This is a genomic window from Lysinibacillus sp. A1, assembly GCF_000801965.1.
Classification (GTDB): Bacteria; Bacillota; Bacilli; order Bacillales_A; family Planococcaceae; genus Lysinibacillus; species Lysinibacillus fusiformis.
The window spans coordinates 191,601-211,549 of the sequence record NZ_JSZM01000025.1 but is presented as its reverse complement, the minus strand read 5'-3'; the positions used below and the strand labels follow the sequence as shown (position 1 = coordinate 211,549).

The 19,949-nt window shown below is 38.0% G+C and carries 22 protein-coding genes and 2 pseudogenes; 5 read left to right on the top strand and 19 right to left on the bottom strand.

The window, feature by feature from the left end; genetic code table 11:
- Position 1: 1 nt before the first annotated feature.
- Positions 2–742 carry a sulfite exporter TauE/SafE family protein gene (locus PI85_RS19490; protein WP_036125275.1) on the bottom strand — a complete coding sequence of 247 codons (741 nt, stop codon included), beginning with the start codon at positions 740–742 and terminating at the stop codon, positions 2–4.
- A gap of 92 nt (positions 743–834) precedes the next feature.
- On the opposite strand from PI85_RS19490, the gene PI85_RS19485 reads away from it, so the two are divergent.
- Positions 835–1,332, top strand: a complete 498-nt coding sequence (locus PI85_RS19485; RefSeq protein ID WP_036125274.1) for a hypothetical protein — start codon at positions 835–837, stop codon at positions 1,330–1,332.
- 79 nt (positions 1,333–1,411) lie between these two features.
- Here PI85_RS19485 and PI85_RS24910 read toward each other — a convergent pair whose 3' ends face one another.
- The 5 genes from PI85_RS24910 to PI85_RS19470 form a co-directional block, all read right to left on the bottom strand.
- Entirely contained in the window at positions 1,412–1,603 is a 192-nt protein-coding gene (locus tag PI85_RS24910; RefSeq protein ID WP_235318513.1) for an RNHCP domain-containing protein, read from the bottom strand.
- Positions 1,604–1,981: 378 nt separating this feature from the next.
- Positions 1,982–2,614, bottom strand: coding sequence for a hypothetical protein (locus PI85_RS19480; RefSeq protein ID WP_036125272.1), 633 nt, complete (start codon positions 2,612–2,614; stop codon positions 1,982–1,984).
- 8 nt (positions 2,615–2,622) lie between these two features.
- Positions 2,623–2,790, bottom strand: a complete 168-nt coding sequence (locus tag PI85_RS24730) for a hypothetical protein (protein ID WP_008175876.1) — start codon at positions 2,788–2,790, stop codon at positions 2,623–2,625.
- On the bottom strand, positions 2,783–2,968 hold the full coding sequence (locus tag PI85_RS19475) for a hypothetical protein (protein WP_036125271.1): 186 nt from the start codon (positions 2,966–2,968) through the stop codon (positions 2,783–2,785). The genes PI85_RS24730 and PI85_RS19475 overlap by 8 nt, the downstream gene beginning before the upstream one ends.
- A gap of 71 nt (positions 2,969–3,039) precedes the next feature.
- A complete protein-coding gene (locus PI85_RS19470; protein ID WP_036125268.1) occupies positions 3,040–3,639 on the bottom strand; it encodes a CPBP family intramembrane glutamic endopeptidase in 600 nt (199 codons plus the stop codon).
- A gap of 230 nt (positions 3,640–3,869) precedes the next feature.
- Between PI85_RS19470 and PI85_RS19465 the strand changes: the two genes are divergently transcribed.
- Positions 3,870–4,553, top strand: coding sequence for a class I SAM-dependent methyltransferase (locus PI85_RS19465; protein ID WP_036125264.1), 684 nt, complete (start codon positions 3,870–3,872; stop codon positions 4,551–4,553).
- Between the two features lie 86 nt (positions 4,554–4,639).
- Here the strand turns inward: PI85_RS19465 and PI85_RS19460 are convergent, their stop codons facing one another.
- Entirely contained in the window at positions 4,640–5,080 is a 441-nt protein-coding gene (locus tag PI85_RS19460; protein WP_036125262.1) for a GNAT family N-acetyltransferase, read from the bottom strand.
- Between the two features lie 110 nt (positions 5,081–5,190).
- Here PI85_RS19460 and PI85_RS19455 point away from each other — a divergent pair.
- Positions 5,191–6,574: pseudogene (locus tag PI85_RS19455) on the top strand (PLP-dependent aminotransferase family protein).
- A gap of 73 nt (positions 6,575–6,647) precedes the next feature.
- Here the strand turns inward: PI85_RS19455 and PI85_RS19450 are convergent.
- From PI85_RS19450 to PI85_RS19435, 5 genes are all read right to left on the bottom strand, one after another.
- Entirely contained in the window at positions 6,648–7,859 is a 1,212-nt protein-coding gene (locus PI85_RS19450) for an MFS transporter (RefSeq protein ID WP_036125260.1), read from the bottom strand.
- A 319-nt stretch (positions 7,860–8,178) separates the two neighbouring features.
- On the bottom strand, positions 8,179–8,697 hold the full coding sequence (locus PI85_RS19445) for a GNAT family N-acetyltransferase (protein ID WP_036125257.1): 519 nt from the start codon (positions 8,695–8,697) through the stop codon (positions 8,179–8,181).
- Positions 8,698–8,748: 51 nt separating this feature from the next.
- Positions 8,749–8,886, bottom strand: coding sequence for a hypothetical protein (locus PI85_RS24725; protein ID WP_191967742.1), 138 nt, complete (start codon positions 8,884–8,886; stop codon positions 8,749–8,751).
- A 136-nt stretch (positions 8,887–9,022) separates the two neighbouring features.
- Positions 9,023–10,246 carry an enhanced intracellular survival protein Eis gene (gene eis / locus PI85_RS19440; protein ID WP_036125254.1) on the bottom strand — a complete coding sequence of 408 codons (1,224 nt, stop codon included), beginning with the start codon at positions 10,244–10,246 and terminating at the stop codon, positions 9,023–9,025.
- Positions 10,243–10,971 (bottom strand): AAA family ATPase, encoded by a 729-nt coding sequence (locus PI85_RS19435; protein ID WP_036125251.1) that lies wholly within the window; start codon positions 10,969–10,971, stop codon positions 10,243–10,245. Before PI85_RS19435 ends, eis begins: the two co-directional genes overlap by 4 nt.
- 525 nt (positions 10,972–11,496) lie before the next feature.
- Here PI85_RS19435 and PI85_RS19430 point away from each other — a divergent pair.
- Both PI85_RS19430 and fumC read left to right on the top strand, forming a co-directional pair.
- Positions 11,497–11,712 carry a hypothetical protein gene (locus tag PI85_RS19430; protein ID WP_036125249.1) on the top strand — a complete coding sequence of 72 codons (216 nt, stop codon included), beginning with the start codon at positions 11,497–11,499 and terminating at the stop codon, positions 11,710–11,712.
- 274 nt (positions 11,713–11,986) lie between these two features.
- Positions 11,987–13,378, top strand: a complete 1,392-nt coding sequence (gene fumC, locus PI85_RS19425) for a class II fumarate hydratase (protein ID WP_036125246.1) — start codon at positions 11,987–11,989, stop codon at positions 13,376–13,378.
- A gap of 92 nt (positions 13,379–13,470) precedes the next feature.
- Here the strand turns inward: fumC and PI85_RS19420 are convergent, their stop codons facing one another.
- From PI85_RS19420 to PI85_RS19390, 7 genes and pseudogenes are all read right to left on the bottom strand, one after another.
- On the bottom strand, positions 13,471–14,007 hold the full coding sequence (locus tag PI85_RS19420) for a GNAT family N-acetyltransferase (protein ID WP_036125244.1): 537 nt from the start codon (positions 14,005–14,007) through the stop codon (positions 13,471–13,473).
- A gap of 90 nt (positions 14,008–14,097) precedes the next feature.
- On the bottom strand, positions 14,098–14,307 hold the full coding sequence (locus PI85_RS19415) for a hypothetical protein (protein ID WP_036125242.1): 210 nt from the start codon (positions 14,305–14,307) through the stop codon (positions 14,098–14,100).
- A gap of 632 nt (positions 14,308–14,939) precedes the next feature.
- Positions 14,940–15,821 carry a DMT family transporter gene (locus PI85_RS19410; RefSeq protein ID WP_036125240.1) on the bottom strand — a complete coding sequence of 294 codons (882 nt, stop codon included), beginning with the start codon at positions 15,819–15,821 and terminating at the stop codon, positions 14,940–14,942.
- A gap of 22 nt (positions 15,822–15,843) precedes the next feature.
- Positions 15,844–16,400 (bottom strand): annotated as a pseudogene (locus PI85_RS19405) (N-acetyltransferase family protein).
- Positions 16,390–16,923 (bottom strand): cysteine hydrolase family protein, encoded by a 534-nt coding sequence (locus tag PI85_RS19400; protein WP_036125238.1) that lies wholly within the window; start codon positions 16,921–16,923, stop codon positions 16,390–16,392. The pseudogene PI85_RS19405 and the gene PI85_RS19400 overlap by 11 nt, the downstream one beginning before the upstream one ends.
- Positions 16,924–17,031: 108 nt before the next feature.
- Positions 17,032–17,982, bottom strand: a complete 951-nt coding sequence (locus PI85_RS19395; protein WP_052323565.1) for a stalk domain-containing protein — start codon at positions 17,980–17,982, stop codon at positions 17,032–17,034.
- Positions 17,983–18,100: 118 nt separating this feature from the next.
- The gene (locus tag PI85_RS19390) at positions 18,101–19,873 is read right to left on the bottom strand and encodes a glycerophosphoryl diester phosphodiesterase membrane domain-containing protein (protein ID WP_036125236.1); all 1,773 of its coding nucleotides are present in this window, start codon (positions 19,871–19,873) and stop codon (positions 18,101–18,103) included.
- Between the last annotated feature and the right edge of the window lie 76 nt (positions 19,874–19,949).

Here is a 19,949-nt window from a genome sequence, read left to right as displayed (position 1 = left end):
CCTATAGCTGCTGGATAAAATCATAGACAAGCTGTACGATCAAAACTATGGTTACAATACGAAGTAGCAGTTTGACTTGATTTGCGTTCACCTTTCTTGCTAAAACAATACCAATTTGCGCACCAATCGTAGAACCTACCATTAAAATCAACGTCAATGGCCATTCAATTTTCCCCGTAGCAATATAGGTAATCGCTGCTCCTGAGCACATGGCAAATACCCCTACCCTTGAGAGCCCTACTGCTTTAATATAAGAAATTTTCTCATGCGCATATGTATAAAGGGCTAGTGTACTACTGCCAGGCCCAAACATACCATCATAAAAACCAACCCCAAGGAGGATTGGACCATTTTTTCGATTCATCATAAAGAGTTCCTTATCGCCAAAATCTGCCCCACCCATAAAGGACATTATTAACGCAAAGCCTAGTAAAATGATGGCGATAAACGTCAATACTTGACTACTCATAAATGAAGCAAAAAGTCCACCCAATGTTCCACCAATTAGGGATACCAATAAGACCGGTCTCATTTCTGACCATGCTAATTCCTTACGTTTATAGATCGTATAAAAGCTCGAAAATGCACTTACCATATTGGATACTTTATTAGCCCCAATTGCAGAATGGACAGGCACCCCCATTAACATCATCGTTGGCAGAGTGATTAAACCACCGCCACCAACTAACGTTCCAATGACATTCCCAATGATGCCAATGAATAAAAATAACAAGTATTCCATCATATCCTTCTTTCTCTCTCACAAAAGCAATCATTCTATGATACAGTATAACAGATTGTAATTTTGAATGATGATGGAAATGAGGGGCAAGGATGCAAACACAACAAAAAACACCAACACCACGCTTTTGTCACCAGCTGACGGTCATCGTGGCCACCATTTTTTTAGCTGGCTTCACAGCTACACTAATTCAATATCGAAAGCTTCCTGCAACGATTCCCGTTTTACAAAGCTTTACAAGTGACCATGCACAGTTTGGGCCGAAAATTGCTATTTTTTATTTACCATTTATCGCACTCATGCTATTTTTACTTTTACACTATTTAGAGATAAAAGCCGCCTATCCTATGATGAGAAAAAATAAACCGCCGCTGTCCCATACCCAGCGTCAAAATGGCATCATCACATTTTGTCTCATAAAAAATAGTATTTTATTGTACTTTACTTACTCCCTTTTCAACGACCTTACGATTGCATTGGGACGCGATCGCATTTTACAACAATGGCATGCATATCTTTTTCTGTTCTTGCTCTGTGGTATTTTCAGTATGGGGATCGTACGAGGCATTTTATTGAATAAAAAGGGTTAAAAAAGACGTATTAAAGAGTTGCTCTTTAATACGTCTTACAAACATGAAACGACTATATAGATTGCATAAATAGCATAAGTTAATCCTCTTGTGTGCAATCCATAGCTACTTTATTGCGTGACAGGTGACCACATTTTGTACATTGATGTACAAGTGGATACCCTTTTTTAGATGAATAAACAATAGTAATAGGTTTCATTAACCCTTTACATGGATTGGCTCTATCACCAGGTACAATATCTAGATGCTTTAAATATAAACAATGTGGCAATGATTGCGGAAACTGCCATTGTTTAATGGTGTCACGTCTAACCCACACTGTTCACAATGAAAGGCTGTATTTTCAGTTTTTCTGCTCAATTGTTCTTCCTCCAAGATGAATTTTTCATCTTTGGACAAAGGGTTCCGTTTTGTTTTTCTATAAAAATAGTATTAGGCTTTGATCATGATCTAACCCATTCACCGTTTTGTTCTACAAAACGATTACTTCTAGTTCCACCTTCAAAAGAGCCTATTTCATCTCCTTATCCGAACCACGATTGACTTTAGATAATAGTATCAATCACTGTAAGACGGACCTCTCCACCTTTCACTAGTCGGTGCTCATTGATCATCACTAGCTTAGGCATTCGCCCCCTATACTAAATAGTTATTCACTACCCAATTCTCTTTCCATTTGTCTAAAATTATGTATTAAACCGTATTTTTGTACACCACGCGCTTGTTCGATGCTAGTATCAGCCCATTGGCGGAATAATTCTTGATTTTTTTGACTATGAGCAAATACTGCCTCTACAGCGGGTTGCATCCAGGGCTGTGTCAGCTTGTCACTTCTCATAGCAGCCGTTCGACCTTCCATCGCTGCAATATAGCATAGGGCATAGCTTGACAATGGCTCCTTATTAATTTGCTGGGCAGCAGCCTTTGCCGCTCCAAGATTTTTCTCCATAATAGCTTTCGTAAATAGATAATTATATTTGATGGCTGGCTGTTTATAATGGTGGATGATGACATCGATAGCACGAATCTGTTCATCTACCGTCCCATAAGCGGATGCATACAGAGCCGCAAATATTGGTTCTTTTTGACGGCGCTTCACCCATTTATCTACAAGTTCCATATTGTTTGTTCGATATAAAATATGTACATGACGATAAATAATAGCTACCACGAACACAGCGATTATTCCGAGTGAAAAGGATAGCCGAACACCTGATAAAGATAGCACCATAGCCAGCAAAATAATGGCTAAATAAATGACTGTTAATTGAACAATTTTCATAATGCCTCCTACTGCAATTTCCTGCGCATCTTACGTGAAAAGATGAAACCCGCTCCTATAAAGAAGACAAGTGCCATTACTTTCATGATAGGAATGATAAAAAGCTTACTGATGAGGAAGACAACGACTATATAATAGACCACCATTGCCAGTAAAAATAATGTCAGCTTATTCACGTGGCTCCCTACTTTCTTTGAATGCCGCCTCAATCGCGGCAAGTGCTTTTGGTCCCATTCCATGTAAATGAGCTAAAGTGGAAAGGTCAACGTTTTCCAGCTGTTTCAATTGTGTATAGCCTGCTGCTTGTAATGCACGAATTGCAGGTTTAGCTACTCCCTTTGGCCATTCTGTCATGTTTGCACTTCCCTTCACGAAAAATCTTCTCTGCCCTATTATGCAAGTGACGGCAAAGAAATGCAAATAAGTCAAAAAGATAGAATTTGAAACATGGAAAAGCAAGCAGTCATTAAATTAGTCAAACTATGAATACTCCAGCTCGTCATGATGGAGCCCCCGCTAACTCGCTCATTCATCCATCCCAACACATAGCCTGCTAGCCCCGTAGATAGTACAACTAACAAGATGATTGGAAATGGTAATACCGTCCATAACATAGCCCCATGGATACAGCCAAAAACGAGGCTTTGTAGCAAATTTCCGACCTGGAAACCATATGACTTTGCCAGCCTTTTCAGTAAAAAACCACGGAACAAAAGCTCCTCTGATAAGCCAGTCTGAATCATCGCATACAGAAGAGCCGGTATAATCCCCGATAAGCCAAGGCCAGCAAATTGATGGGACGCTAATATGGAATTATCCATGTAAAAAAAGACGAGAGCGAAATTAGGCACCACTAATACAACAATAGCAAGCATATACAATATGGCATATTTCCCCTTATTGACAATAACTGGCCTATGAAATCCTAACCATTCGAGAAAAGTTTGTTCCTTTTTAGCTGTAAAACTCCACCAAACAAACGGTATGACTGAAAATAACATCACTTGCACAATTGCATTAATCATATTTTCTCCCCCTATTCATTACGTTAAGTGTAGAAGAAAGTGCTATTAAATTCAATAATAATTTAACGATAATCATTAAATTATTATTCTTTAATATTAAATATTAATCGTTTTACTTTAATTATAATAGGATAAGATTTCTTTGTTGTGCTTCGGTTAAATTTCATATATACTCAATTACAGACAATTAAGGTCTATAATATACGCAATATACGTTGGAGGTCGTGACTATGAATACAAATTTATTAGAGAAGGCTCGCATTTATGAGCAAAGTACTCGTATCTCTGTACCAGCTTATGACACCCTGTTCACCATGACACAAGCCTATTTCCGAGCTCATTTAGGTGAGCAAGAAACTTCCCTGCTAATTGTAGGAGCTGGGGGCGGTAATGAGCTATCCGCATGGGGACCATCTAATCCAAACTGGACATTTACAGGTATAGACCCGTCTGAAGAGATGCTGCAAATTGCTCAGTTTAAAGCACAGCAATTAGCTATTGAAAATCGAGTTCAGCTTCTCTCAGGAACCATTGATACCTTGCCTTCCTCTCCATTCACCTATGATGCGGCTAGCTGTATCCTTGTGCTGCATTTTATTGAAGATAGACAGCAAAAACTTAACTTACTGCACAACATTCATGCGCAATTAAAGCCCGGCAAACCTTTTGTCCTAGCTTGTGCCTACGGTGATCGTAATAGTGACGAACTGCAAGATCGCATTAAAATCTGGCAAAGCTTCTTTTTAGAGGCAGGATATAAAAAAGCAAAAGTCGAAGATATGGGAAAAGTCATTATGAATATCTCTTTCCTATCCGATCAGGCCATTCAAAAATTATTGAAGGAGGCTGGATTTAAACAGATTACGCGCTTTTTCAGTTCAGGTCTTTTTGCTGGCTGGATGAGTCACGCCTAACCGTAAGACCCCGCCATTTAGCTCAAATGGCGGGGTCTTTCAACAAGTGAATTATAGAATTCATACAAAAATGACAGCGCCGTTTTTCACCAATAAATACTGTAATAATACACATGATCATCTATGGTCATTCCTACTTTTTCATAGAGCTTTTGTGCACTGACATTGTCCTTGGCTGTTTCGAGCATCATGTAACGAGCGTTCTCCTGCTGGCAATAGACGTAGCATTGGTCAATTAATGCTTTGGCCACCCCTTGTTTTCTGGCATATCCAGCCACAAATAAATCATTTAAAATAAATGCCTTTTTCATAGCTACGGAAGAAAAGATAGGAAATAACTGCGCAAAACCTACTGCTTCCCCATCCAAATATGCGAGAAAAATAATGGATTGCTCCTTTTCCACACGTTCTTGGATAAACTGCTCGGCTTGTATTAAATCAGTCGGTTGTCCATAAAACTCACGATAGGCATTAAATAACGGGACCACTTCCCTAATTGTTGCCTGTGTCACAGTACAAATATTCATATTCCACTCCCCATTTCAATTTATTTATCATTCTAGTATGATGGTAGTAGATTATCTGACATTTCAAAAGTGACAGTTCCAAACATTTCAACATGTCGAAGAGGTGCATGATGGACGATTTCATCTTTTTATTAACCGACAAAGAGGCCAAATATAAACAAATCTATCAGCAAATGAAGACTCTCATTATGGAGGGTACATTGAAAAAAAATGATTCCCTGCCTTCTATTCGGAAGCTAGCAGAAACATTACAGGTGAGCCGCAATACGACCTTAACGGCCTATGATCAGCTTGTGGCTGAGGGGTATATTCGTGGTGAAGGTAGGAAAGGGTATTTTGTAAATGCGTTGGAGCAAGTTTTCTTACAAGAGCAGCCACAGCCCATTCGATCGAAGCCACTAAAGGATACTTCTGCATTCCTTGTGAACTTCAAAGCAGGGGCTGTCGATCAACAACACTTTCCCATCAAGACGTGGCGTCAAATCGCCAATCAGGTTTTACAGGATTCCACTTGCTATCAATATGGTGAACTGTTTGGAGAACCTATGCTAAAAGAGCAGCTTGCCCAATATTTACTACAGGCAAGAGGGCTATATACCAATAATGAAAATATCATAATTGGAAGTAGTACACAGCAAATGCTTCTGTATCTTGGGTTTTTATTGAAGGGAAATTTCCCTAGCGTATTGCTGGAGGACCCAGGCTATGATGGGGCTCGAGAGGCATTTCAATTACATAACTTTGACATTGAGGCCTTACCTGTTTTCGAAGCAGGTGCACAGCTTGATATTTTAACAACTTGTCGCTCACGGCTATTGTATGTCACCCCATCACACCATTTTCCATACGGTGCCTCCATGAACATTCAACAGCGGCAAGCACTTATACAATGGGCTCAAAAAGTGAATGGCTATATCCTTGAGGATGATTATGATGGTGAATTTCGTTATACACAACAGCCATTCCCTGCCCTTGCCTCTATCGATCCCTCTCGGGTCATTTATTTAGGCACATTTTCGAAATCCTTTTTACCAGGCATACGAATAAGCTATATGGTGTTACCAACTGCCCTTATGCAGCCTTATAAAGAAAAATTTGCTCATTTTGAACAAAATGCATCCACTCTACATCAACGCACAATGGCCCACTTTATGGCCCAAGGCGAATGGACCCGCCATATTAAAAGAATGCGCCTAACCTATAAACAAAAAATGCATTGCCCTTGTGCAGGAGCTACAACAACAATTTGGGGAGCAAATCACGGTTTTAGGTGAACAATCAGGACTCTATATTTTGGTGAAAATAAAGTCATCCCTCTCGGAACAACAGCTAATCCAACAAGCCGAGTCCCATGGGGTAAAAGTTTATCCAACCAGCCCGTTTTTTCTCCATCAAGCCAGTATAGAACCGATGCTACAGCTAGGCTTTAGTAAATTAACAATGGAAGAAATTAAATTAGGTGTCCAACTGCTTAAAAAAGCATGGTCCTTATAAATAGCACCTCGTTCGTACATTGCGTTCAATAAAAAGGACCATCCATTTTGATGGTCCTTTTTCTTCTTGAATTTTATGGTTTCAAAACATTTCTAACAAACAATTGCTTATTTTTGTGTGCGATTACACTGACTATCGCCAGTAAGAGCCCCGAAATCACGAAAACCATTCTAACTCCTACTAAATCTGCTATTATCCCCATTACAAGAGAGCCAATGCCGAAAATTCCAGTTCCGATAGCACCTAATGAGGTATAAACAGTTGACAACTGTTCTTTTGATACACTGGTTTGTATCACTGTTTGTTGAGGTATTTGTTTAATTTGTCCAAAAAGCCCTACACAAAATGATAAAAGTAAGGAAATCATCGGAATGCTGTTTATGCTAAATACTATTGTCAATATGAAACTTGCAAAGGAGCCGACAAAAATATAGGTGCCTATTTTCTTTTCTACAACAGAAGAAAATTTTATACAATAAGCACTTCCTAAAATCAGACCTAAAAAGTTGGCTCCATTTATAAATCCCCACCACTTTTCATCAACGTTCAAAGCGTCGTTGACAAACACATATAAAATAGCGGCTATCCAAACTGTTGCAGCAATGGTATCTAAAAATTCTATCCAAGCAATCCTTTTTAAAACTGGCGTATTTGATAAAGTTTGCCAACCCTCTTTCATCTTTTCTAGTTTCCCTTTTGTCTCCGTCGATTCATGACTGTTTACATTTTCTAAAAGGCTAAGTAATAGGCTTGCCCATACAAATAAACATCCAACTAACCAAATCAGTTGTTGAGAGCTCATAATCAGTAATAATGAACTCCCTACGAACCACATACCTGCTTGAATGACCTGCGTAATAGTTTCGGAAATCCCATTAGCTTGAAGTAGCTGTTCAGGTTTAACGTAGTGTGGAGTCAATGTCTGTCTTATTGGATTTGCACATCCATCAAAAAAAGCAATTAACCCTATGATTAAAAAGATAAAATAATAATTAGCTGCTGATAATCCCATTACCAGAAATCCTAGAATAAAGAGTAACATGGTTTTTGCGATTTGTGACCCAGCAAGTAACCATTTAAGATTTAGCTTCTCCACTAAAAGAGGTGTCAGCATACTGGATATGAACATAGAGGAAGCAATCGTAAATGGTACAAACGATGCTGCAATTGCAGAATCCGTCAACAAGAAAATCGTACTTATAACACTGACTATATATAATACATCGCCTATATTAGCGAGTGATTGACCTAATAGTAATAAAGAAAAATTTCTATTCAATTTCATTTTATATCCCCCGATATTACATTCGAATTTTGGCTTAAACGGGGAATATTAGATTGGACTATTCATGAAACTTTGACTCCTTTCATCTAGCGGATAAATCTGGGGGATATCGATTTATCACAAGTTTTTTATCATCCATACAAATTTAATTGAATTATAGCATTGTTTGTTTTAACATTACACATCTACAGTAATTTATTACCATATCCTAAGTTTATTCCATAACTAATCGTTCTTAAGCTAAGCCGCTTCATTGTTCAATATATAAAAAAGAGCTGTCTAAACAGCTCTTTCATCTTTAATAAGGCACACAGTTAGTTTAACAAGGCGAGATAGTCAAAGCATAATAAACGAAACTTAATTTCTGACCGTTCATTTCGAATTTTTCACTACTAGTCGTTATTTTCTCAAAACCATTTTTCTCTAAAACTCTTTGAGAAGCTATGTTATTTGTTGTTGTTTCCGCTTTAATCTGTTTTATGTCTTCATCAGTTATTGTTTCGATTAATATTTCCAATGCTTTATTAGCAATTCCTTTTCCAGCATGTTCTTGACCCACCCTATAACCGAGATGACCGATCTTAAAAAATCTATCAATATCTACTAAGTTTATTCTTCCTAGAATAGAACTATCTTGATCTTTAATTAAATAAAAATATGACCTTCCTTGAGCTTGTTCTTCAAGTAAAGCTTCGTGTCTTTTTTTAAAAATCTCAGGGTTATAGTATTCATCTCCACGAGTAGGCACCGTCTCTTCGAAAAATGCTCTGTTTTCAAGTTCAAATTTATACAATCCTTCGGCATCTGTCACTTGTAATCTTTCAATATATATATCCATGTTATATAAGCTCCATTCCAATAGGTTCTACTCTTTCCTTGAAAAATCCCTTTATTTTTTATCTCTTATTTCTTCCAGTATTTCGATGACACGATTGTTTTGTTTTTCAATAGATTTCAATCTTTTTTCCATTATACTTGAAGAGAAAAACACAATGAGTACAATAGCTATTCCGACAAATAAATCCATTTCTATTCCCCCTTCTATATCCATGTTTGTCTATGTATATAAAGTTACATCCTTGTTTAAATGTGCAGTGCCTGATGATAATTAAAAGCTGAACTAATGTAAAAATTAGTTCAGCTCCATAACCGTTTCCACCTGTTTAGAAATAATCAATGAATGTCGGTATGCCAACGGGTAATAGGTCCTCTAGTAAGGCAATTTCCTCCGCACGTCCCTGTAACCGTTCAATTTTCTCTAAATACCTTGGGCGTTTATAGCCTAGCAGCATAGTAGCCAAGGTTTGCACCGTTAAATGGACAGCATTATCATTTAATGTCTCGCTTACCTTTTGGACAGACAGCTTACCATCCACCATTTTGATGATGAATGTACCATTATTCCAAGCGACAATCCGATCCGTTACGGCTAGCTGAAGCTCAAAGTTTTGACTGACAAATGGATAGCGTAATAAAAACTCTTTCACATCAACAATTCTCGCCATAAAATAAGGAGAGACCTTTTGAATAATCTCACTATCCTCTAATAGAAACGCTACTGCTTCATTACCTGTCGTTTTCCCATAGACATTATAAATCATGGAACTATGGGCAGAGACAAAATTCCATAACCCTTTACGTGCTTCTTCCTGTAAATAGACGATTTCATCAATATAATAATTTTCCTCCATAATACGATAAAACATGTAGCCCTGCGCCACATCTCCTTCATCGTAGTAGACGGCAGCCTGAAGGTTAACATCACTGTCAATAAATTTCTCTTCCCAGAAATCCTCCTGGAATTTCTCATTCCAGGCAATACTATTTCGCACCATTACACCATGTGTTTTTTCGGCATATCGGGCGTAGATATCGACAACATCCTGATGTTTCGGATCGACACGACGAATTTTTCCATTGAGTCCGGAATAATGCGGAAGCTGTGTATCCTTCACCTGAAATTCTACGATATCACTCATAATTTCCCATCCCTTTTTTCGGTAATAAGGAATCGAATATGGGAATAAATAGGATATGCATTGTCCCTCGTTGCGCATACTTTGTAGGCTTTCAATAATCAAGCTCTCCATCAAGCCATGGCCCGAATACTCTGGGTAGGTGCCAACTGCAGTAATCCCCCCCATTTCATAAATCTTCCCATGGACATTGACCTCAAAAGGCAAACTTAATATTTGCGATACTAAATGTGAGCCATCAAACCATCCGATAGCATGTCCCTCATTAAATTGTCTACTTTTTGCATTCACAAAACGACGGTCCTTATGAATAGACATCGACATTTGAAAGACATAATTCAATAAATCAATGGATTGTGCCATTTCATCCAATCGAATTTCTCGCATGACTAAGCCTTTTCGTTGATTCATGATTCCCTCTCCTCATCAAATAACTCACTTAAAATAGTTTGTGGTGCATCTAAAAACCGCTTGGTGACAATGTAATGAATGGAATCCTTATAGCGGATCGTTTCAATTTCTCCATTGTCAAAGCTATAAATCGTTGCATTTGGATAACCGAGTAAAATAGGCGAATGTGTAGCAATAATAAATTGTGCCTCATGCTCAAGGTCCTTCATAATTTTTAACAAGCTTAACTGCCTTGTTGGAGACAATGCTGCCTCAGGCTCATCCAATAAATAAATGGCTTTACCTTTAAAGCGATTCATAAATAAAGCAAGAAAAGACTCCCCGTGGGATTGGTGATGTAGAGATTTTCCACCAAAAGCGTTATATCTCCTTGGATCTTCTATCAAATCAATATGACTGGCAAATTGATAAAATGTTTCGGATCGAAGAAAAAAACCATTTGAAATTTTCGGCATCCACGACAGACGGATATATTCACCCAGTGAAGATTCTGCCTTATGTACTTCATACAGATTTTGGCGGCCACCACCTGCCGTATTAAAATCGCACCGATCTGCAATGGCTTCCAGTAATGTTGATTTTCCCGAACCATTTTCCCCTACGAAGAATGTCACATTTGTCGGAAACTCCAACTCCTGCAAATCCTGCAAGCTTGGGATATTAAAAGGATACATTTGATTATTGGGAATCGTATCCTGTAGCATCTTACATGATTTTAAATACATTTTATTTCCTCCTTTCTTTTATTATAACGAACAATGCCTCTGCTGAAACGTCATCGCGCTACCTCTTTTATGAAAAAGAATCAAGAATAGTCAAACAAATCATATAGTCATTATTTTTTCAATGAAAGTTCACAGCTGAAATAGTGAAAAATTGAGCGTTCTCAGTCCCACTCAACACCGCCATTATGTAAGAGGTATTTCCCGAGAAATAAATAAAAAACATGTCGAAAGTTGCAATTTCATTTCGTAAAATTATGTCATATTTTTGATTTTCATAAAATTAAGTGGCAGCAAGTTTTTCCTATGAATGATATTTTCCAATTATGAAGAGTGTAATTTCCCAGCAATATTCAACGGAGTTCTATGATTATTCCCTAAATAATTAGCATTCTTACAGGCAAGGTCCCTTACATGCTGTTTGAGTAACAATTTTTCTCCGTACACCTATTTCCATCCATAAAAGTTCTAGAAACTAGGCTCCACTCATAAATTGAGTAACAATCAAATGTTAGAAGGAGAAGAACGATGTTTGTTACTCATTATTATGAAAATAAAACGTCCGTCTTAAGCCAATTGCTCGTCAAGCTCCCTGCCATCGAAGAGGATATTCGAATTAAAGGGCGTAAAGCCAAAGTAACTGAAGTACTCCAAATTGACGTCAACCAATATCATGTGAAGATTATTTTTGAAAAAATTCCTAAAAAGCAACCTCTTAAAGATTTAGGAAAGAAAAAGAGATAATCCATACGTTTATTTCCAACAAATTCGGGAATATCCATACTACTATTGCGAATTATTCTCAGCCTATTATTTCTTCAAACAAATTTGTTGACATTTTAATTGATAACAATTATCATTATCAATAGATTATTTCTTTTCTCCAAATTGCTTATTTCAGAATCCCCCTCTTTTTTGAATAAGCATGTATCAAACGGATACTCTTACATCAGACTAAGAGTATCCGTTTTTATCTGTATATATGGAGGATTTTTACATACTAAAGGAGCTGTTTGACATGGATTATCGTATTGAAAAAGACACTATGGGTGAAATTAAAGTACCTGCTGATAAAATTTGGGGTGCGCAAACACAGCGCAGTAAAGAAAATTTCCAAATTGGTACGGAACATATGCCAATTGAGCTTGTGCAGGCCATGGCTATTTTAAAGAAAAGTGCAGCAATCGCGAACAACAAACTAGGCAAACTTTCAGCTATTAAAGCGAATGCAATCGTACAGGCTGCAGATGAAGTTTTAAATGGACAATGGGACGATCAATTCCCATTAGTTGTTTGGCAAACTGGTAGTGGTACACAATCAAACATGAATGTTAATGAGGTCATTGCACACCGTGCGAACCAACTATTACAAGACGCTGGCGAGGCAGACCGCATTCATCCAAATGATGATGTTAATAAATCACAAAGCTCGAATGATACATTCCCTACTGCATTGCATATTGCCGCAGTTTTAAAAGTGGAAGATTACTTATTACCACGACTTCGTTTATTAAAATCTACTTTGGAAGACAAAGCAGCTCAATTTAAAGATATTATTAAAATTGGCCGTACGCATTTACAGGATGCAACACCTCTTACATTAGGTCAGGAAATTAGCGGCTGGGCAGCTATGCTGGCAAAATCGGAGCACATGATTCTTCAAAATATCGACTATATGAAAGAGCTTGCAATTGGTGGAACAGCGGTTGGTACTGGCATCAATGCTCATCCAGAATTTGGGGATTGTGTTGCAGCGGAAATTAGTGAGCTAACAGGTAAACCATTCACCTCTGCAGCGAATAAATTCCATGCCTTAACAAGCCATGATGAAGCCGTTGTTGCGCATGGTGCTCTTAAAGCTTTAGCGGCTGATTTAATGAAAATTGCGAATGACGTTCGTTGGCTTGCAAGTGGGCCACGCTCAGGGATTGGTGAAATCACGATTCCAGAAAATGAACCAGGTTCTTCTATTATGCCTGGTAAAGTAAACCCTACCCAAAGTGAAGCGATGACAATGGTAGTTACTCAAGTAGTAGGTAATGACGCAACGATTGCTTTCGCAGCATCTCAAGGGAATTTTGAACTAAACGTCTTTAAGCCCGTAATCATTTATAACTTCTTACAATCAACTCGCCTATTAGCAGATACAATGAAATCATTTAATGACCATTGTGCAATTGGCATTGAGCCAAATAAAGAAGTGCTTGATCATAACTTACAAAACTCATTAATGCTTGTAACAGCATTAAATCCATATATCGGCTATGAAAACGCAGCAAAAATTGCGAAAAAAGCTCATAAAGAAGGCACTACGTTAAAAGCAGCAGCTATCGCAAGTGGTCTGCTTACAGAAGAACAATTTGATGAATATGTAGATCCAGCTACGATGATTTATCCGAATGTAAAATGAGCTAAGTGTAACTAAATAGCTACCTTTTGGGGGCTAAATGAGTAAAAGGATTGGGGTATGTCCCCAATCCTTTTATTTTTCACGAACCGTGATTATGATTTTTCTATATTGATTAGAGAATAAATATATGTATCATATGGGACATTATTTTGATGCATATATTTCTTTAATAAGCCTTCTTTTTGGAAGCCTACTTTTGTTAATAGCTTGTTAGAAGCATCATTTTCTGTGAAAACGATGGCTCCTATCCGCAATAACCCCATCTCTTGAAAGCCAAACGAAATTACTTGATCCAGTGCCTCTCGTGCGTAGCCTTTTCCCCAACTGTCAGGGAAAAGGGCATAACTGATTTCAGCTTTCTTATGCTCTGTTGACCATTCTTGAAATCCAATAGTACCTATTAGACCTTCTCGCCCCTTTAGTTCTATCCCCCATTTAATGCCTTGTTGTTCCTCATAGTTTTTTGAAAAACGATGAATGATTTGTTTTACTTGGTCTAAACTCGTTAATGGATTTTGACCGTAATGACGTAAGACGTCGGGGTTAGAAAAGCAATTTAAAATAGCTTGCGCGTCAATTTCTGTAATCTCTCGTAATACTAAACGATCCGTATTTAAAGTCGGAAACATGTGGCCACCTCTTTCAAGTATGTTATATCTTCCATATTTTATATGAAAAGAGCGAAGATTGCTTGATTTATTTTTTAGTAAACACTATGGTTATTTAAGTTTTATTTTTTGAATTTCAGCAACAAATATTGATTCTTCCGCTATTTTCACATATTGATAGGTAGATTCCTTCAAATAGCCTTCTTTGTTTAAATACTCTTTTAGGTCTGACTTTCTCTCAAATATTTTTTCGTTGATCTGTTGCTCGTAATCCTGCTCATCATTCCCTTTAGTAATGGTCATCAAATAAATTTTCGTCATGCCCATCTCCCCCTTAGTTCATGCCATACTGATGCTAATCATAAAAAAACCCTGTCAGTGGACAGGGCGTCAGCAACGAAGCTGTTGATATCGTAAAAATATAAGTATTGATGGACCAACGTCTAAACTATTGATGAACATGACCATTCCGTTCAACATTTTCTTTTGAATTGGCTGAATGTTCATCGGTTTTAAACGACGGTTTGTCCGTTTCTTTTCATTTGGCTTGCTACCGTAATATGTTCACGGTAATAGCCGTTGCTTTGATCGTTTGATGTTGCGGTGGTGTTTTGGGTTCCATATACAATGTTGTGTAATACGCATCCGCAATAACAATCAAGTAAATAATTAACAGTAATCGTTTTGTTCAATGGCTCAAAAATTTCAGTTCTCCCTTTTCGAATCTAATCTGTTCCTACTAATTCATACGAACAGCGTAGAAAAAGGTTTCAACTATTTTTAGGGAGACAAATTTGCCTCCCTTTCCCCCCTAAACTACTACCACCATCATTTTCCCAACGATCGATATCCCAATGATCCTGATCTTTTTCTCTGCTTCTCGGAACGAATGCCAACTCCCTCACCCTTTTCAAACGTTCTTATCTAGTTTATGAAAAGATACGGGTTTTCGTTCATCGTAAAATAGGCTTAATTTTAAACCCTAAGGCAATCGCCGCTCCGATACAACTGGATAGACAGCCCACGATCAAGTAAATGCTTACTGTAGATTCACCAATCAGAACAGAGGCAATGCCGCCAATAACAGGAAATAATGCGACCATATAGCCACTTTTTGCTCCGCCAATCGTTTCGACTAGCTTTAAATAAAATAGCCAGGCAAGAAACGAGGCAATAACTGTTAAATACAGCAATGCCGATAGATATGTAATGGATGTCGGAATCATCATTTTTTGTCCTTCCATCCAAACAATTCCACACATGACTACACTACCTACAGCAAAACCAATCGCATTGGCATAAATCGGGTCAATTTGGCGCTTCGCATTTCTGGCAGAACTAGCATCACCGATTGCTGTCAGTAGCGTTCCTAAAAACGCAATGAGAATCCCTTTGAAATCAGCGAATCCTGAAAAACTATGTAAAGTTGGATAGATTAATACACCCACTCCTATAATGCCTAAAATACCCCCAAGAAGAACACGGCGATGTAACGGCTCTTTCAGAAAAATTCGTAAAGCAATAGGCGTTAATATCACTTTTAATGAAAAAATTAACGTGACCATCGCTGCTGAGCTTAGCATCGTCGCGTAATACAAACATAAATAACTGAATGCAAAATTACACACGCCAAAAACAATGATAAAGGGGATATCCTGCTTTTGTGGTTTCCCCTGTGGTTTCATCAACCAAGCAAGGATTAAAAATAACAGAGCTGTTATGACTAAACGATAGGTTAACGATAATTCTAAACTAACGGGAGTCCCTTGTATTTTTACGGCAATAAAATTAAGACCCCAAACGATTAAACAAAATATATACATAAAATTCGTCATATTGTAAATTCCTTTAACTTCCCTATGCCTTCCATCTGCCCATCAAGATAGTGTGATAGTATTGTCCATCTGAAAGACGCTTATCATTTTTCAAAATACCTTCCACTTCAAAGCCACATTTTTGATAAAGCTGAACGGCCTTGTCATTGGATTCTAACACTTCCAGCGCCATTTTCTGAATACCATTAGCATCTGCCCAGTCGATCGATACTTGCATCAGGGCTTTACCAATGCCGTACCCCCAAAAATCCTTCCTGACACCCACACCAAAAATAACCTTATGGGCAAGCCTTATCAATGTAGAGCCTTCACACCTTGAGTTTAATTTTTAAATCCTACAAGTTGATCATCAACGACTGCTACTAAACATAGATTTTTAGGGCTTGCTAGGTCATTGGAAATGAGCTGCTCGAATCCTGCTCGATCAATGAAGCCCTCCCCTTGTGCTCGGTCAAAGTTTTCCGTTTCACCATCTAATTGTAAACGTAGATCTGACAAGGCTTGTGCATCATTCCGTTCGGCACAGCGGACCGTATAGGACAATTCTTTATATTGATAGTCTCTCCTATTAATCAGCATGCTGGAACTCCGCAACTGGCTGAATTCGTACAAATCGATTGCGCCAAATACATTCATGGTGCTGAATGATTTGTGGCGCTGCGAGAACATCATTAGATAATGTACTATGAGCCTCCTCCACTAAAATATTGTGATGATAGCCATGACTGAAAGCACTACGAATCGTTGTATCAAGGCAAAACTCCGTTTGTGCACCAGCAAATATTAATTGCTCAATATGTTGCTCCTGCAAGTATTGGGCAAGCTCAGTTTGATAAAAGGCGTCCCATGTTGGTTTTTGAATCACCTTATCCTCCGTTTGTCGTTGAAGACCATGATATAGCTCCCATCCAGGCTGACCGTAAGCGAAGTCTACATCCTCGGCATCCGTATGCTGAATAAAAATAATAGGTACTTCATTGTAGCGCGCCCATGCAATTAACGAATTAATAGTACTGATAACCATTTCGTCATTCCATAGATTTTGTTGGCTGTCTAAAAAGAAGGCCTCTTGTATATCGATAATGATTAGAGCTTGTTTCATAGGATTCTCCTTTATTTGCGACTTTTTCTTCATTATTGTACTGAATTTTGTATTGGAAGAAAATATAAAAAAGAAGTACCTAGCGATTTGCTAGATACTTCAACATCTTTATTTCATTAATTCTTCAACAAATTCAACCGACACATATGTTTTACCATTCTCTAATAAAGCAGGTGCTACGTCAAATTGGCGAATCGCTTTATTATAGCCATATTCTTTTTGACCACGAGTAATTGTGTAGGAAACAGCACCTTTAGAAATAATTGCACCTTTAGGCGTTACTTCAACTTCAAAGCCAAGCTTTTCTACGATTAATCGTAAAGGAACCATTTTTGTCCCTTCTACTTCATAAAAATCTTTTTGAATAATCTCTTCAATGGCACCATGATCTGGTGTTGGTTCAGGCGTTGGCACTGGGTCCACTTCAACTGGCTCTTCCTTCTCAATATTATCTAACACGATAACCTTTGAAGGTGGTGTTTGGGCAGGAATACTCATTGTTGCGATTGTGTAGAACACTACTAAGTGCTGCTCTTCTAAATCACTAGCTTTTAGCTCTTTGCCAGAAACACTTTCAATTTTTGTGTCTTCCCCCACATTTAATTTCAAATAATTGTCCGTATCGATTAAGTTTTTATCGAAGTAATCGACTTCCACACTGCCCATATTATCTTTTTCTACAATAATTACTTCTGGGTTATATTGTGGCGGATAAATAGCAAGCATAGGCTTTTTCGCATAAGAGTAAGCTGACACCTTATCCCCTTTTTGAAGCTTCACTTCTTTCCCCATATTGTCGAATACTAATGAATCTTTATCGACAACCACAAAATTCGTCTGTTCGCCTTCTACCACCGTATAGTAGGTTGCGTTGTCACGGACATCAACATTTTCAACTTTTCCAGTTACTTTAACAAAAACTGGCTGAGCTTGTTGCTCGTTAGTTTCTGAAGTATTCACAACAGCCTCAACCTCGCTCGCTGATGCAGTTGGAACGCCCATTGCGCTCCCTACTAATAATGCTGTCATAGCAAATGGTACGACCTTCTTCATTTTCATACAAAAAGCATCTCCTTCATTTCACGAATTCATAGAAGTAGTCGTCCTCATATGAAAAAGGTTACACGAAGGCTAAATTTTTTTGAAACAGTCATTATACAGGTATCACATTCCTTAGTTAAAATATAAATTTCAATCGGTTTAGGATGCGTTGCAAGAAGTATTGATGCTCACTTTGCTTGGTCCTTAAATCCCGAGCAACATCAGGATGATCGGTAATGACTCCGCTCACATTTTTCTCGATAAACGTTTGTAAAGAACGGTCATCATTCAGCGTCCATACAAATAAATCCATCGGGTTTTGCTTCAGCTCCTCAATCAGCTGCTCTGTTACCCATGACTCCTCTAAGGCAATGAAATCCACACTTTCTTCCATCGGACCGATATTAAGCGCGTAGACAATACCCACTCTTAGATTAGGCACTAATTTTTTTAATTGTGTCATTTTCTGCCCATCTGCAGATTGCACATAATACGAATCTAGCACCTTGTATTTTCGTAGCTTTTCCACTAATTTGGGTAACACATCTTCCGTTTCCTTGCCGTGTACCTTTAACTCAATGAGTAACGCAACATCTAAAGCTTTAGCAATTTCGATACAATCCTCTAAAGAGGCAATTTTATCACTATAGCCATTTTGATGAATCGTTAACGTTTTTAATTCACTTAAGGTCATATTAGCAATGACCCCGTTTTTACCTGCCAATCGCCGCAATGTACGGTCATGGAATACGACAAATTCACCATCCATCGTTTGCTGAATATCAATTTCAATGAGGTCTGCACCTGCATTAGCCGCGCTCACTAGCCCGCTAATCGTATTTTCAACATTGCCAGCCACATAGCCTCGATGAGCAATAATTTTTGTATCGGGTGCATAGACACTTTTCTCTAAAGAATTGATATTGATCATACTTAATACTACAAACACAACAAAGCAAATGAGCAGTAAAGGTTTATAACGTCGTTTCCTATGCTTACCCGATTTGTTGATTTTCCCTATAACCGGTGTATTGTAAGTAATGGCAACCATGACTTGTGAAAACATGGCCTGTAATAAACTAAAGAGCACCACAAAAACCATTTCTAAAAAGGCGAGCGTTAACCCCGCTGTCACCAATGCGGCATTTGGTAGCAAGCGTTCCATTAAATAAAGTGGAATCGTGCCAATTACCGTTATACTGAGCATGACGAATAGATGCCCTGTTAAAAGCATGACCAATAAGGCTAAAAGCTCCAATAAACCTCTTTTGGAAAATCGCCAGCTTTGCTTGAAAGAACGTAAAATAGAAATGTTTGGCTGGATCGTAAAAATAGGTAACGTTAAAATACTCCGAATACCGATCATTACTAAAATACTTGCCACTGCGGCATAGGCTAACCTACCTGTTCGACTACTCATGATTTCTTCTGTTAAAAAATGTGGAAGTGAGATGGATTGGGTTAAGGTGAGTGGTAGCATGAAAGAAGCGAGTGGCATTAATAGAGCAAGATAGACGATTAAAAATAGGACTTGGACACTAAAAAAATAAACAACCTTACGATTCAGTTGCTGCCATATAGAAAAAAATCGATAGCGCATTCCTCTTTGTTGATGAAAGGCCATTAAAAATAAGAAGCCCATTTCATAATAAACAAATAATAAGAACAACAAGATTAATAGACAAGTCATCATAATGACAAAGGGATGGGCCACAAAGCTTTGCCAATTTTGCTCGGTAATATGTGTATATCCTGTTACTCTGAGCATGAGCTTTAACATCGTAGAGCTTACAGGGATCATTAATAAAAACTGAAAGATTCTAATTAATGCGAAAACCTGTACATAGTCAAATCGATATATATAAATATTATAAACAGCCTGTCGCATTACTTGTCCTGCCTTGTGCACATAATCACCCCTGTTACAGTTGAAATCGCTCTCTTCTAACGTATGTTTTGACCGCCACGGCACAGTACTCAAAGCA